The following is a 14,120-nucleotide window of genomic DNA, read 5'->3' as shown; positions in this document are numbered from 1 at the left end:
TCGCGCCCTCGTTTGCAGCGGTTTCGATCGGTTTGACCGCGCCCGACGGGCATGCGCGCAGTGCATGACGCCGGTCTCCTGCCGGTCGCCGCGACGCATTCCGTTCGCAACGATGCTGCCCCCGCGCCGGCGAATGCGCAAGACTTTCGCGGGCGTGGTTTACGACTATTGGCCGATACGGCGCCCGGTGCCGCCGGCTTGCCCGGGCAACCCGCGCCGCCCGTGTTTCATGGTAATGTCGTGCGCATCCGGCCTGGCCGGGCTTCCGCCATGTGCCGTGCGGGCGCCGCCAGCCATCGCGACATTACGCGACATCGTGTCGAGGTTAAAAACCATGGCAGTCAGGACATCTCTCCTGCACTCCGTTCTCGCCACTCCCCCCTCCGGCAACCACCGTGTGACGGCCGCGCTGCGCCCGTCGATGCTCGTTACGCTGTTCGAAGACGTCCGCCCGATGGCGCTCTCCGGGCTCGCGAGCGGCTTCGTTGCGGCCGTCGCGCTGATCCGGCTGCAGCAGCTCTGGTGCCTCGCGTGGCTGATCGTCGACGCCGGCCTGCTCATCGCGCGGCTCTCGATCGCGCGTGCCTATACGGTTCAGCGCGACGCCGGCGACGACCGCGCCGAATACTGGGCGATGCACTACGCGCCCGTGTCGCTCGTCGCGTGCTTCGTGCTCGGCCTCGGCGTGATGGGCTGCGTGCAGGCCGTCGACGTCGAGCTCGGCACGCTGTCGGTGATGGTCGCGGGCGGCGTGTTCGGCGGGATCGCGTCGCGCAATTCCGCGCTGCCGCGGCTCGCGATGATGCAGGTCACGCTCGGCGTGCTGCCGATCGGCGTCGGTGCGCTACTGGCCCACCGGTCGGGTGCGTGGCTACTGCTGCCGCCGCTCGCGATCTATCTTGCCGCGATGCGTACGGTCGTCCAGCGTCACTATCGCGTGCTCGTCGCGCTGATCGCCGCGCGCCAGCGCAACGCCGAACTCGTCGCACGCTTCGACGCCGCGCTCACTTATATGCCGCACGGCCTGTGCATGATCGACGGCGAGCGCCGCGTGATCGTCGCGAACCGGCGCACCGCGCAACTGTTCGGCTCGCCGCGCGAGATCATGCTCGATACGCCGCTGCCCGCCGTCATCGCTGCGCTCGGCGCGAACGACACGACCGATCCCGGTGGCGCCAGTCTCGCCGCTCAGTGCGAGGTCTGGCTGACCTGCGATGAACCGGTGCCGCTCGACGTCGTGCTCGGCGACGGCCGCCAGCTCGAACTGACGCGCCATCGCGTGCCGGACGGCAACGCGGTGATCATCGTCGAGGATGTCACCGCGCGCCGCCAGACCGAGCAGCACATCCGGCATCTCGCGCGACACGACGCGCTGACGGGTTTGCCGAATCGCCACGAACTGCATGCCCAGCTCAAGCGGATGCTCGCGCGCCGGCCGCGCGCGCCGGACGCCGCGCTCGCCGTCATGTACCTCGACCTCGACGGCTTCAAGGCGATCAACGACCGGTTCGGCCACCAGGCCGGCGACGACGTGCTGACGCAGGTCGCCGTGCGGCTCGGCAAGACGCTGTCGCCCGGCGAGCTGGCCGCGCGAATCGGCGGCGACGAGTTTGTCGTCGCGATCGACGACACGACGATGCACGCGTGCTCGCTCCTCGCCGCGCGCATCATCCGGCAGATCTCGGCACCGTACACGCTGTCGATCGGCGAGACGGTGAACCTCGGGATCAGCATCGGCATCGCGCTCGACGACGGGCACGGCTCCCCCGACGAACTGATCCGGCAGGCCGACAGCGCGCTGTACGACGCGAAGTCGGCCGGCAAGGGAATCTACCGCTTCTATTCGAGCGGCAGCAGCCGGGTCACGCCGGTCACCGCGAGCTGACCCGACTGCGCACCCCGGCTGCATCGCCCGCTTTCTCCCGCCTCCGCATCCTCCCGACGATTCAATTCCGAAACGCTTTGCGTGGTCGCTCGTGGCGTTGCGCGTTCGCGTGTCACGTGACGTGTTCCGTAACATCGCCGCTCGCCACTCGTCACGTTGGCTGCAGAAGCCGGCACGATCGACACGGCGCAAGGCTTTTCAAGCCTGGCACTCTTATTGCTCCCTGTCAGGGAAACAGGTTGTCAGGGAGACCCAACATGAATACCGTCGAAGTCCTCAGCCGCAGCGAAACCATCGACGAACTGGATGTGATCGACGGCGCATCGCTGATCCGCCGGCTCGTGTCCGAACGCCGCATGCCGGCCGCACGCGAGACCCGATGCGTCGACAATCCACCGCTGACGCTGTACGGCGCATTTCGCCAGGGCGTCGCCGATCACGTCGCGCGCCGCGCGAATCCGTATCGTGCCGGCAGCCGTTTCTGGGCACTGTGGGAAGAAGGACGTCTCGAAGCTGAAACATCGAGCCGGTAAGCCGGCTGCACGCGCCGGCCCTGTCGCGGCAAGGGGCCGGCGCGAAACATCAGGCCCGAATGCGGCCGGCCGACCCACCGGCATGCGTTCATCGCTGCAACATCGCAAGGAGTTCGCGTATCGGCTTTGCAACTCGCCCGTACGCATCCATGCGCTTGCCGGTTGATGGTGTTCGGCGTTGCGCGCTTCGGGCACGGCGCGCGGCGGTCGTTTCCCGATAAGATGGCGAATTCCGTTCATCGAACGATGCCGCCATGACCGCCTCTTCCTCGCAACGCAATCCCATCCACTGCGAAATCGATCTCGACGCACCCGGCAAGCACGCGGGTTACCTGCGGTTGCCGCATTCCGTGCACCGCTCGGCGTACGGCTGGCTGCCGATCCCGATCGCGTCGATCCGCAACGGCGACGGCCCGGTCGCACTCGTGATGGCCGGTAATCACGGCGACGAGTACGAAGGCCAGATCATCGTGTCGCAACTGATGCGCGAGATCGAGCCGGAGATGGTCAGCGGGCAGCTGATCCTGCTGCCGATGGCGAATTTCCCCGCGGCGGATGCCGGCCTGCGCGTGTCGCCGCTCGACGAAGGCAACCTGAACCGCAGCTTCCCCGGCGACCCGACCGGCACGCCGACGCAGATGATCGCCCACTACATCGAGCATGCGCTGCTGTCGCGCGCGGAGTATCTGGTCGACCTGCACTCGGGCGGCAGCTCGCTGCTGTACCAGGGCGGCAACATGCTCGCGATCGATCCGCTCGACGCCGACGAAGCCGCGAAGCTCAACGGGCTGCTGGTCGCGTTCGGGTTGCACAACGCGCTGCTGCACGCACCGAACCCCGTGCATTCGGCGTCGGCCGCGCGGCGCCAGGGTGCGATCTCGATCGTGACCGAACTCGGCGGTGCGGGCATGGCCGATCCGTCGCTGATCCGGATGGGCCGCCACGGGCTGCTGCACTACCTCGGCCATATCGGGCTGCTGCACGGCGCGCTCGTGCCCGATGCGCCGCCGACCGTCACGCGCTTCATGCGGGTCGACGGCGAGCGCCATTTCGTCTACGCGTACGAGCGCGGGCTGTACGAGCCGCTCGTCGAACTCGGCGATCAAGTGAAGGCCGGGCAGCCGGCCGCGTGGGTGCATTTCCCCGATACGCCGCTGCGCGAACCGGTGCTGCACCGCTTCAAGGGCGACGGCGAAGTGGTGTGCAAGCGCGTGCCCGCGCAGGTGCAGCGCGGCGATTGCCTGTTTCAGCTGGCCGAGTTGTCGACGCCGCCGAGCATCGGCCAGACGGCCTAAATCCGGACCCATCTCCTTTCCTTGCTGTCTGCCAGTCATGGCGGACGGCATGCGCTCGCCATTAACCAACTTGACAAATTAACTTACTTGGTTATGATCGCAGATGGAAAAGAGAACGCCTCATTGCAAGCTGCTTCGCGTCAAAGCGCTCGTCGAATCCGGCAAGGTCCGGTTGACCACGAGTGCGGTACTCGGCGCTCGACAACTGGGTTTCACGGAAAGGGAGGCGCTCGGTGTCGTGCTGTCGCTGACCGATCTCGACTTCCACAAGAGCATGACGACGTACGCCGACCACACGATCTGGCAGGACGTCTACCGGCCTTTCACGGTGCGCGGCGACGTGTACCTGAAGCTGACGGTGATCGACGATGTGCTGATCGTGTCTTTCAAGGAGCGATAAACATGAAGTGCCCTGCATGCGGTGCCGCCAAGCTGGTCCGCGACACGCGAGACATCCCTTATACCTATAAAGGCCAGTCGACTGTCGTCCGCGATATCACCGGCGATTTCTGCCCGGCCTGCGGGGAATCGGTCCTGGATCTCGACGAGGCGACCCGTCTCGGCGAAGCGATCACCGAGTTCAACAAGCAGGTGAACGCCACCATCGTCGACCCGAAGTACATCGCGAAGGTGCGCAAGAAGCTGAGGCTGGATCAGCGCGAGGCGGCCGAGATCTTCGGCGGCGGCGTCAACGCGTTCTCCCGTTACGAAACGGGCAAGACGAATCCGCCGCTCGCCCTCGTGAAATTGCTGAAGCTCCTGGATCGTCACCCCGATCTCCTCGCCGAAGTTCGAGCGGCATAGGCACTCGCCCGTCGGCATCACGCGCATGCGTCAAGCGCGGGCTTCGACGCCTGCGCGCTCCCGTCGCAATACTCACCCCACTCCCCCTGCAAGCCTTCTGACGTCCGCTGCGAAATCCTTATCGAAATTGCTTCGTTCGCCTTTGCCGGCCGCGCCGCTAACGTGTTCAAAACGGCGGCGGCCCGCCATCTGCATCCCAGCAGGACGTGCACCGGCCGCCGCCATCACGACAACCGCGTCGCGATAACGGAACAGACCGGACGGGCCGCGTGCCCGCACCCCGCCAGGAATGTCCGCATCGCGCGCCCTTCGCGATGCCCATGGCCACGACCGACCGCATCATCGACACGACGACGCTCGACGTCCGCGCGCAACCGCTGATCGACGCGCTGATCGACGAATATTCGACCCGCTACCACGCAGATCGCCCCGACAGCCACGCGTCCGCACGCGAAGAACTCGCACGCTACCCGGCCGAACTGTTCGCGCCGCCCGAAGGCGCTTTCGTGCTGCTGCTGCGCGACGGCGAGACGATCGGCGGGGGCGCGTTCAAGCGCTACGACGCGCAGACCGCCGAACTCAAACGCATCTGGACCCGCTCGGACCTGCGCCGCCAGGGCCTGGCACGCGTCATCGTCGAGGCGCTCGAACTGCGCGCCGCGCAGCAAGGCTATCGCCGCATCTACCTGACCACCGGTTTTCGCCAGCCCGAAGCATGGGCGCTGTACGACCGCACCGGCTATACGCGGCTGTTCGATTCGTCGATCGCACCCGAGGCGTATTTCCACCTGCGGTTCGGCAAGGATCTCGCCGATCCGTCGCGCACGTCGACGCTGGCCGACCTGTGGGCGCCCGTGCCCGAACCGGTGCTGTCGCGCTGACCGCGACCGCCTCCCTGCATCCCTCCGATCTCCGCTTGCCACCACAGGACGCCTTCATGCAACGAGCCGTACCGCTTTCTTCCCGTGCTGCGCGCACGCTGGCCGCCGCACTGATCGGCCTGACCGCATTCGCCGCAGCCGCGGCCGCCGCCACGTTCGACCTGAGCCCCGAACAGCGCGGCCGCCCGCGCGGCGTGGCCGATGCGGCCGTCGAGCGCGCAGTGCCCGCGTCGTTCAAGTTCGCCGAACCCGGCACGCTGACGATCGGCGTTGCGCCGAGCCTGCCGCCGATCAGTTCGTATGCGACCGACGCGCGCACGGTGATCGGCTTCGACGCCGACGTCGGCCAGCTCGTGTCCGACAGCTTCGGCCGCAAGCTGAAGATCGTCGCGCTCGCGTGGGCCGACTGGCCGCTCGCGCTCGAATCCGGGAAAGTCGACGCGGTGATCTCGAACGTCACCGTCACCGAGGAGCGCAAGCAAAAGTTCGATTTCTCGACCTACCGCAAGGACCAGGTCGGCTTCTACGTGCGCAACGACAGCAAGATCCAGGCGATCCGCGAGCCGAAGGACGTCGCGGGGCTGCGTGTCGTGACCGACGCCGGCACCAACCAGGAAAAGATCCTGCTCGCATGGGATCGCGAGAACGTCGCGCACGGGCTGAAACCCGTGCAGATCCAGTACTACGACGACCAGGCGATGCGCATCGTCGCCGTACAGTCGGGCCGTGCCGACGTCGTGTTCAGCGTGAACTCGGTGCTCGCGTACCAGAGCGCGCAGCAAGGCAAGACACGGCTCGTCGGCGCAATCAGCGGCGGCTGGCCGCGCACGGCCGATATCGCGATCGCGACGCGCCGCGGCAGCGGGCTCGCCGATCCGCTCACCGTCGCGCTGAACGGGCTGATCAGGAACGGCCGCTACCAGCAGGTGCTTGACCGCTGGAACCTCGCGTCCGAAGCGATCGACCAGTCGCGCACGAATCCGCCGGGGCTGCCGAAGAGCTGAGCGCCGCGCCCGCCTACCGTCCATTCACGCTCTCCCCACGCTCACGCAGGAACGCCGCCCACCATGTCTTATTCGCTTTCGCTGCTGGACAAGAGTCCGATCGCCGACGGCGCGAACGCCGCCGACGCGCTGCGCTTCACCACGACGCTCGCGCAACGCGTCGAACAGCTCGGCTACGAACGCTTCTGGGTCGCCGAGCATCACGGCACGCCGGGTTTCGCGAGCTCGGCGCCGGAAATCGTCGTCGCACACCTGCTCGCGCATACGTCGCGCATTCGCGTCGGCTCGGGCGGCGTGATGCTGCAGCACTACAGCCCGTTCAAGGTCGCCGAAGCCTTCAAGGTGCTGGCCGCGCTCGCGCCGGGCCGCGTCGATCTCGGCATCGGCAAGGCGCCCGGCGGGTTGCCGCTGACCACGCGCGCGCTGCAGTGGTTCCACGACAAGGCGCGCAAGCCGGACTTCGCGGGCCAGTTGGCGGAGCTCGACGCGTTTCTCGGCTGGGGCGTCGCCGAGGATCACCCGCTTGCCGGCGCGGTCGCGCTGCCCGTGCCGCCGCAGCCGCCCGAACGCATCCTGCTCGGCGGCTCGCCGGACAGCGGCGCGCTGGCCGCTCGCAACGGCTGGCGCTTCTGCTACGCGGGGCATTTCAACGGCGACGACGCGAACCTCGAACGCTCGCTGGACGCATACCGCAGCGCGGATGGCACACGGCCGCTGGTCGCGCTGTACGCGGTGGCCGCACCGACGCGCGACGAAGCCGAGCAACTGATCGGGCCAATGAAAATCTTCAAGCTGCAGTTCGCGGGCGGCCAGAGCTTCAACCTGACCAGCGCGCAGGCAGCCGCCGAATTTGCGCGGCAGAGCGGCGCGTCCGACTACCGGATCGACGAGTTGCGCCCGACGGTGCTCGCCGATACGCCCGAGCGCATCCACCGCGCGCTCGATGCACTGAGCCGGCGGCTCGACGTCGATGCGTTCGTGATCGATTCGCCGGTGACCGACTACGCGGCGCGGCTCGCATCGGCCGAATGGCTCGGCGGCGCGCTGTCGGCCACGCCGTTGCAGGCGGCCCTCGCGGCCGACCGCTCCCTTTCCCCTGACCAGAACGCGTGACGCTCCCATGACGACCCGACGATCGATCCCCTTCGGCCTGATGCTGCAAGGCGCAGGCAGCCACATGAACGCATGGCGGCATCCGAGCAACCCGCCAGACGCGAGCATCAACCTCGATTTCGCGATCGGCATCGCACGCAAGGCGGAAGCCGCCGGCATCGCGTTCGCGTTCGTCGCGGACGGCCTCTACATCAACGAGAAGTCGATCCCGCACTTCCTGAACCGCTTCGAGCCGCTGACCGTCCTGTCGGCGCTCGCGGTCGCGACGAAGAAGATCGGGCTCGCGGGCACGATCTCGACGTCGTACAGCGAGCCGTTCACGGTCGCGCGCCAGCTCGCGTCGCTCGATACGATCAGCGGCGGTCGCGCGGGCTGGAACGTCGTGACGACACCGCTCGAAGGCACCGCGAAGAATTTCGGCAAGGCGCATCCCGACCACGAACTGCGTTACGAGATCGCCGACGAATACCTCGACGTCGTGCAGGGCCTGTGGGACAGCTGGGACGACGACGCATTCGTGCGCGACCGCGCGACCGGCCGCTTCTTCGATCGCGACAAGCTCCACACGCTCGACCACCACGGCCGCTTCTTCCAGGTTGCGGGCCCGCTCAACATCCAGCGCTCCCCGCAGGGCCAGCCGGTGATCTTCCAGGCCGGTTCGTCCGACACCGGCATCGGGCTCGCCGGTAAGTATGCGGATGCGGTGTTCACGCATTCGCCGTCGCTCGACGAAACGGCCGCGTTCACGCGGCGCGTGAAGCAGAGCGCGATCGAGCACGGCCGGCAAGGCAGCGACGTGAAGATCTTCCCCGGCATCGGGCCGATCGTCGGACGCACGGCGGCCGAGGCCGAGGACAAATACCAGGCGATCCGCAACCTGCTGACGATCGACGAGGCGCTCGCGTATCTCGGCCGCTATTTCGATCACCACGATTTCACGCAGTACGCACTCGATGCGCCGTTCCCGGAACTCGGCGAGCTCGGCCGCAACAGCTTCCGCTCGACCACCGACCGGATCAAGGCCGACGCGAAGCAGAAAGGCCTGTCGCTGCGCGAGACGGCGCTCGCGGTCGCCACGCCGCGCCCGAACTTCATCGGCACGGCCGAGCATGTCGCCGACGAGCTGATCCGCTGGCACGACGCGGGCGCAGGCGACGGTTTCATCCTCGGCTTTGCGGTGCAGGCGCAGGGCGTCGAGGATTTCGTCGAACTCGTGATCCCGGCGCTCGAGGCGCGCGGCCGCTACAGCCGCGATCTGCCCGGTGCGACGCTGCGCGACCACCTCGGGCTGCCGCGCAAGGTCAGCCGCCACGCGGTGCCTGACGCGTCGCACGAAACGGCGGCCGAAGCGCACGCCTGATGCCCGCTGCCGCGCCGCCCGTGCGCGGCGCGCCCGCCCGCCCGACCGATTCGAGGATTTCCACCGACATGAGCGACACGACCCACCTCGGCGGCGCGCTGCCGCCGCTCTCTTCCCCCGGCGCGCGCGACGCCGCCACGCGTTTCCGGATCGTGCCCGCGCGCCACCGTTCGCGCACGGCCGGCACCGTGCTCGCCGTCGCGCTGATCGCGATCGTCCTGCATTCGATTCTCGGCAACCCGCAATGGGGCTGGCCGGTGTTCGCCGAATGGTTCCTGTCGCCGCCGGTGCTGTCGGGGCTCGCGCGCACGCTGGTGCTGACGCTGCTCGGCGCGGTGTCCGGCCTCGTGCTCGGCGCGTTCGTCGCGCTGGCCCGGCTGTCGCGATCGCGGCTGCTGTCGGCGAGCGCGTGGACGTTCGTGTGGCTGTTCCGCTCGATTCCGCTGATCGTGCTGCTGCTGATCCTGAACAACCTCGGCTACCTGTACGAGCACGTGCGGCTCGGCGTGCCGTTCACCGACATCGTGTGGTTCGACACGCCGACGACCGACCTGATCAGCCCGTTCCTCGCGGCCGTGCTCGGCCTCACGCTGCACCATGCGGCGTTTTCCGCGGAGGTGATCCGGGGCGGCATTCTCGCGGTCGACCAGGGCCAGCTCGAAGCGGCCGCCGCGCTCGGGCTGCCGCGCGGCCGCCAGACCACGCGGATCGTGCTGCCGCAGGCGATGCGCGCGATCCTGCCGACCGCATTCAACGACCTGATCATGCTCGCGAAAGGCACGTCGATGGTCTACGTGCTCGCGATGCCGGAGCTGTTCTATACGGTTCAGGTGATCTACCGCCGCAATCTCGAAGTGATTCCGCTGCTGATGGTCGCCACCGTCTGGTACCTGATCATCCTGACCGTGCTGTCGGCCATCCAGGTGCAGGTCGAGCGGCACTATGCGCGCGGGGCGCTGCGCAACCCGCCGCCGTCCGTCATCACGTTCGCGCTTGCGCGCCTCGGCGTGCTGTGGCGGCGTGTCGCGTCCCGTCACACCGCATCGGTCGCGCAGGCTCACGGCGATAGCGACACCGCGACCGCCGTCGCACCGCGCGCCGGTGGCGAAGTGGCCGTGCATGGCGTATCGAAGCAGTTCGGCATGCAACGCGTGCTCGACAACGTCTCGTTCGTCGCACCGCGCGGCAGCGTGACCGCGATCATCGGGCCGTCGGGCTCGGGCAAGTCGACGCTGCTGCGCACAATCAACCATCTCGAACGCGTCGACGACGGCTTCATCGACATCGACGGCGAACTGATCGGCTATCGCCGCGACGGCGACGTGCTCTACGAGCTGAAGGAACGCGACGTGCTGACGCGGCGCACGGCCGTCGGGATGGTGTTCCAGAACTTCAACCTGTTCCCGCACCTGACGGTGCTCGAGAACCTGGTCGAGGCGCCGGTCGTCGTGGGCGGCATCACGCGCGACGCCGCCGAGCGTATCGCCCGCACGCTGCTCGTACGTGTCGGTCTCGCGGATAAAGCCGATGCATACCCGCGCCAGTTGTCCGGCGGCCAGCAACAGCGCGTCGCGATCGCGCGGGCGCTCGCGCTGCGCCCGAAGGTGCTGCTGTTCGACGAGCCGACGTCGGCGCTCGATCCCGAGCTCGTCAACGAGGTGCTCGACGTGATCAAGGAACTCGCGCGTTCGGGCACGACGCTCGTGATCGTCACGCACGAGATCGGCTTCGCGCGCGAAGTCGCCGACAACGTGCTGTTCATGGAGCGCGGGCGCATCGTCGAAGCCGGGGCGCCGGCCGTCGTGCTGGATGCGCCGTCGCATCCGCGGACGCGCGCGTTCCTGTCGAGGGTGCTGTGATGCGCGCAGTTCCCGACCTGCGAGGTGCGGCACGATGAACGACCGACGCCGGTTCATGACCACCGCGATGGTCGCGGCAGCGGGCACCCTTGCATGGCGCGCGGCACATGCAGCCGCCGCGACCGCGGACCTCGATCCGCGCCAGGCTGGCCGCATTCGCGCCACACGCGATGACGCAGCCGTTCATGAGGCAGCGGGCTATCGCTGGGTACGCGACGGCGCGTTCACGGTCGCAATCTCACCACACGCGCCGCCCGTGTCGACCTACGCGACCGACGCGCGCACCGTGGTCGGCGCCGATCCCGACTATGCGCAGCTCGTCGCCGACGCACTCGGCCGCACGCTCGTGCTGCTGCCGATCGCGTGGGCCGACTGGCCGCTCGGGCTGACGTCCGGCAAGTACGACGCGGTGATCTCGAACGTCGGCGTGACCGAGAAGCGCAAGGAAAAATACGATTTCACGACCTATCGGCTCGGGCTGCACGGCTTCTACGTGCGCACCGGCAGCCCGATCGCGAAGATCGCCGGGCCGAAGGACATCGCCGGCCTGCGCATCATCACCGGCGCGGGGACGAGCCAGGAGCGCATCCTGCTCGAGTGGAACAAGCGCAACGTGGCGCAGGGGCTGAAGCCGGCCGAGCTGCTCTATTTCGACGACGATGCGGCGTCGCGCGTCGCGCTGCTGTCGGGCCGCGCCGATGCGGAGTTGAACCCGAATGCGTCGCTCGCGTACGAGGCCGCGCGCACGGGCAAGATCCGCCTCGTCGGCGTCGTCAATGCGGGCTGGCCGGCCAATGCCGACGTGGCGATCGCGACGCGGCGCGGCAGCGGGCTCGCGCCCGCGCTGACGCTCGCGACGAACGCGCTGATCGGGAGTGGCCGCTATGGGCAGGCGCTCGCGCGCTGGGGTTTGCAGAGCGAGGCGATCGCGCATGCGGAGACCAATCCGCCGGGGTTGCCGTCGTTCTGAGCGCGTCGACGGGACGATGCCCGACATGACATCGCCCCGGCATTCCATGATGGCAATGCCGGGGCGCGTCGAAACAGCATCATTGGATCTAACGCGGCGCCTACGCCGACACCGCCGCGTGATACCGGTCGAGTTCCGCGACCTGCGCATGAATCGCCGGAATCAGGTCGCGCCCGTAATCGAGCGCATCGTCCACCGGATCGAACCCGCGAATCAGGAACGTCGACACGCCGAGGCGGTAATACGCACCGAGCGCCCGCGCGACCTGTTCGGGCGTGCCGACCAGCGCGGTCGAATTCCAGCGCGCGCCGGTCAGGTTCGCAACGCCCATCCACAGCCGCTCGTCGAGCACGTCGCCCTGCGCGGCGGCGGCCATCAACCGTTGCGAGCCCGCGTTCTGCGGCGCATGGCCGGCGATCGGCTGGCCGTTCGCGAGCCGCGCCGCGCGCACGCGTTCGCGAATCGCCTCGGCCTTCTCCCATGCAGCCGCCTCGGTGTCGGCAACGATCGGCCGGAACGACACGCTGATGCGCGGCGCCCGCCCGAACGGCGCGGCGGCAGCCCGCACCCGCGCGACCTGCTCGCGCACCGACTCAAGCGGCTCGCCCCACGTCATGTAGACGTCCGCATGCTCGCCCGCTACCGCCAGTGCGGCCGGCGACGAGCCGCCGAAATAGATCGGCACATGCGGCCGCTGCGCGCCCTTCACGAGCGGCGACGCGCCGCGCAGCCGGTAGAACGCGCCGTCGTGGTCGACCGGCGCGTCGGCCTGCCAGATCCGCTTCAGCACGTCGAGATATTCGCCGGTGCGACGGTAGCGCGCATCGTGCGGCACAAAATCGCCGTCGCGCTGCAGGTCCGCATCGTCGCCGCCCGACACGACGTTCAGCGCGAGCCGGCCGCCGCTGAAAACGTCGAGCGTCGCGATCTGCCGTGCGGCGGCCGACGGCACGATCACGCCCGGCCGGTGCGCGAGCAGGATGCGGATGCGTTCGGTCGCGGCGGCCGCGAACGACGCGACGATGAAGCCGTCCGCCGCATTGCTGAAATGGCCGACCAGGATCTGGTCGAAGCCGGCCGCCTCGTGCGCCTGCGCGAAGCGGCGCACATAGTCGGGCTGGACGGCTGCGCCGCCCGGTACGTCGACCTCCGCGCCGGGTGTCGCGGTGATCATGCCGATGATGTCGACAGGCATGTCGGGGTGTCCTTGTGGTTGTCGATCGGAAATCGTGTCGAGGACGGCCCGCTTACTGCGCGGCGGCCGTCTTCTGCGCAGGCGCCGCGAACGCGCCCGCATACGAGCGGTCGAGCAGCTTCGACGTGTCGTACGCCGCCGGAATCACCCCGGCCTTGTGCAGGAAGTCGGCCGTGTTCTGCGCATCCTTCGCGGCCGTCTCGTCGACCGGGCCGACGCGCTGCTTCGCGTTGTTGAGCCAGCGATACGCGACGTCGGGTTCGAGCTTCGCGCGCTTCGCCCACAGGTCCGCGTACTCGCGCGGATGGCTGTCGACCCACTGGCGCGCGGCCACCACGCGTCGCAGGAAATCGGTGATCTCGGCGCGCTTGCCGGAGGCGGCCTGCTCGTTCGCGGCAACGAAGCTCAGCGCCGGCATCAGCCCCTGCGCGGTCGTCACGGGCCGCGCACCCTGCCGCAACGCGAGCGTGCTGACGAACGGCTCCCACAGCGACACCGCGTCGACCGAGCCGTTCGCGAACGCGTTGGTCGCATCGATCGGCATCAGGTACGCGTACTTGACCGAGTCCGCGCGCAAGCCCGCATGTTCGAGCGCGCGCAGCACGAGCTGTTGGCTCCACGCGCCGCGCCATACGGCGATGGTCTTGCCCTGCAGGTCGGCCACGGTGCGCACCGGCGAATCCTTCGGCACGAGAATCGCGACGCCGTCGAGGCTCTGCCGCGACACGGCAACCACCTTCACCGGCGCGCCGCGCGCGGCCAGCGTGAGCAGCGCGGAATCGCCGAGAAAGCCGACGTCGATTGCGTTGCCGTTCAGCGACTCGGCAACGGGCGCAGCGGCCTGGAAATGCTTCCACTCGATCGTGTAAGGCAGGTCCTTCAGCACGCCGGACGCCTCCATCGACGCCTGGATGTTGAAGTAATTCTGTTCACCGACGCGCAGCGTGACGGTGTCCTTGGCAATGCCCGGCTGCGCGGCAAGCGCCAGCAAGAATGCCGTGACGATTCGGCTCAGCAACGTGATCTCCCGGAGGGTTGGCGGGCGGCCGCACGACGGCGGCGCCCGGTGGTCCGCCGTGCAGGGCGGCCGGCGGAACGGATGGAACCGGTGACGATACGTCGATCTGGATCATGAAACAAACGCAATATTCTTCTATGCAAAGATGCAAATATTTTATGAATTGACCGGCAGCGCCGGATGCCGCCCGTCGCGCTCATGGA

General features: G+C 68.3%; 13 protein-coding genes. 11 read left to right on the top strand and 2 right to left on the bottom strand.

Annotation, left to right across the window (positions count from 1 at the left end):
* Positions 1 to 334 precede the first annotated feature (334 nt).
* The 11 genes from BCEP18194_RS30485 to BCEP18194_RS30430 all read left to right on the top strand — a co-directional run bounded on the left by BCEP18194_RS30485 (position 335) and on the right by BCEP18194_RS30430 (position 11,704).
* Positions 335 to 1,885: a sensor domain-containing diguanylate cyclase gene (locus BCEP18194_RS30485; RefSeq protein ID WP_011355143.1), complete on the top strand. Its 1,551-nt coding sequence runs from the start codon at positions 335 to 337 to the stop codon at positions 1,883 to 1,885.
* Positions 1,886 to 2,142: 257 nt separating this feature from the next.
* Positions 2,143 to 2,418, top strand: a complete 276-nt coding sequence (locus tag BCEP18194_RS30480; protein ID WP_011355142.1) for a hypothetical protein — start codon at positions 2,143 to 2,145, stop codon at positions 2,416 to 2,418.
* Positions 2,419 to 2,672: 254 nt separating this feature from the next.
* A complete protein-coding gene (locus tag BCEP18194_RS30475; protein ID WP_011355141.1) occupies positions 2,673 to 3,713 on the top strand; it encodes a succinylglutamate desuccinylase/aspartoacylase family protein in 1,041 nt (346 codons plus the stop codon).
* Between the two features lie 103 nt (positions 3,714 to 3,816).
* A complete protein-coding gene (locus tag BCEP18194_RS30470) occupies positions 3,817 to 4,113 on the top strand; it encodes a type II toxin-antitoxin system MqsR family toxin (protein WP_011355140.1) in 297 nt (98 codons plus the stop codon).
* Between the two features lie 2 nt (positions 4,114 to 4,115).
* Positions 4,116 to 4,517 (top strand): type II toxin-antitoxin system MqsA family antitoxin, encoded by a 402-nt coding sequence (locus tag BCEP18194_RS30465; RefSeq protein WP_011355139.1) that lies wholly within the window; start codon positions 4,116 to 4,118, stop codon positions 4,515 to 4,517.
* Between the two features lie 320 nt (positions 4,518 to 4,837).
* A complete protein-coding gene (locus BCEP18194_RS30460; protein ID WP_041493299.1) occupies positions 4,838 to 5,398 on the top strand; it encodes a GNAT family N-acetyltransferase in 561 nt (186 codons plus the stop codon).
* Positions 5,399 to 5,454: 56 nt separating this feature from the next.
* Positions 5,455 to 6,402 carry an ABC transporter substrate-binding protein gene (locus BCEP18194_RS30455; protein WP_011355137.1) on the top strand — a complete coding sequence of 316 codons (948 nt, stop codon included), beginning with the start codon at positions 5,455 to 5,457 and terminating at the stop codon, positions 6,400 to 6,402.
* Positions 6,403 to 6,465: 63 nt separating this feature from the next.
* Entirely contained in the window at positions 6,466 to 7,515 is a 1,050-nt protein-coding gene (locus tag BCEP18194_RS30450; RefSeq protein ID WP_011355136.1) for an LLM class flavin-dependent oxidoreductase, read from the top strand.
* 7 nt (positions 7,516 to 7,522) lie between these two features.
* Positions 7,523 to 8,875, top strand: a complete 1,353-nt coding sequence (locus tag BCEP18194_RS30445) for an LLM class flavin-dependent oxidoreductase (RefSeq protein ID WP_011355135.1) — start codon at positions 7,523 to 7,525, stop codon at positions 8,873 to 8,875.
* Positions 8,876 to 8,943: 68 nt separating this feature from the next.
* Positions 8,944 to 10,734 carry an amino acid ABC transporter permease/ATP-binding protein gene (locus tag BCEP18194_RS42305; protein WP_081436675.1) on the top strand — a complete coding sequence of 597 codons (1,791 nt, stop codon included), beginning with the start codon at positions 8,944 to 8,946 and terminating at the stop codon, positions 10,732 to 10,734.
* Between the two features lie 34 nt (positions 10,735 to 10,768).
* A complete protein-coding gene (locus tag BCEP18194_RS30430; protein WP_011355133.1) occupies positions 10,769 to 11,704 on the top strand; it encodes an ABC transporter substrate-binding protein in 936 nt (311 codons plus the stop codon).
* Between the two features lie 100 nt (positions 11,705 to 11,804).
* Here BCEP18194_RS30430 and BCEP18194_RS30425 read toward each other — a convergent pair whose 3' ends face one another.
* Together BCEP18194_RS30425 and BCEP18194_RS30420 are read right to left on the bottom strand one after the other, a co-directional pair.
* Positions 11,805 to 12,899 (bottom strand): LLM class flavin-dependent oxidoreductase, encoded by a 1,095-nt coding sequence (locus BCEP18194_RS30425; protein WP_011355132.1) that lies wholly within the window; start codon positions 12,897 to 12,899, stop codon positions 11,805 to 11,807.
* A gap of 52 nt (positions 12,900 to 12,951) precedes the next feature.
* Positions 12,952 to 13,917: an ABC transporter substrate-binding protein gene (locus BCEP18194_RS30420; RefSeq protein ID WP_011355131.1), complete on the bottom strand. Its 966-nt coding sequence runs from the start codon at positions 13,915 to 13,917 to the stop codon at positions 12,952 to 12,954.
* Between the last annotated feature and the right edge of the window lie 203 nt (positions 13,918 to 14,120).

Origin of the sequence: Burkholderia lata (genome assembly GCF_000012945.1) — a bacterium.
GTDB lineage: Bacteria > Pseudomonadota > Gammaproteobacteria > Burkholderiales > Burkholderiaceae > Burkholderia > Burkholderia lata.
This window is presented reverse-complemented; position numbering and strand designations above follow the sequence as displayed.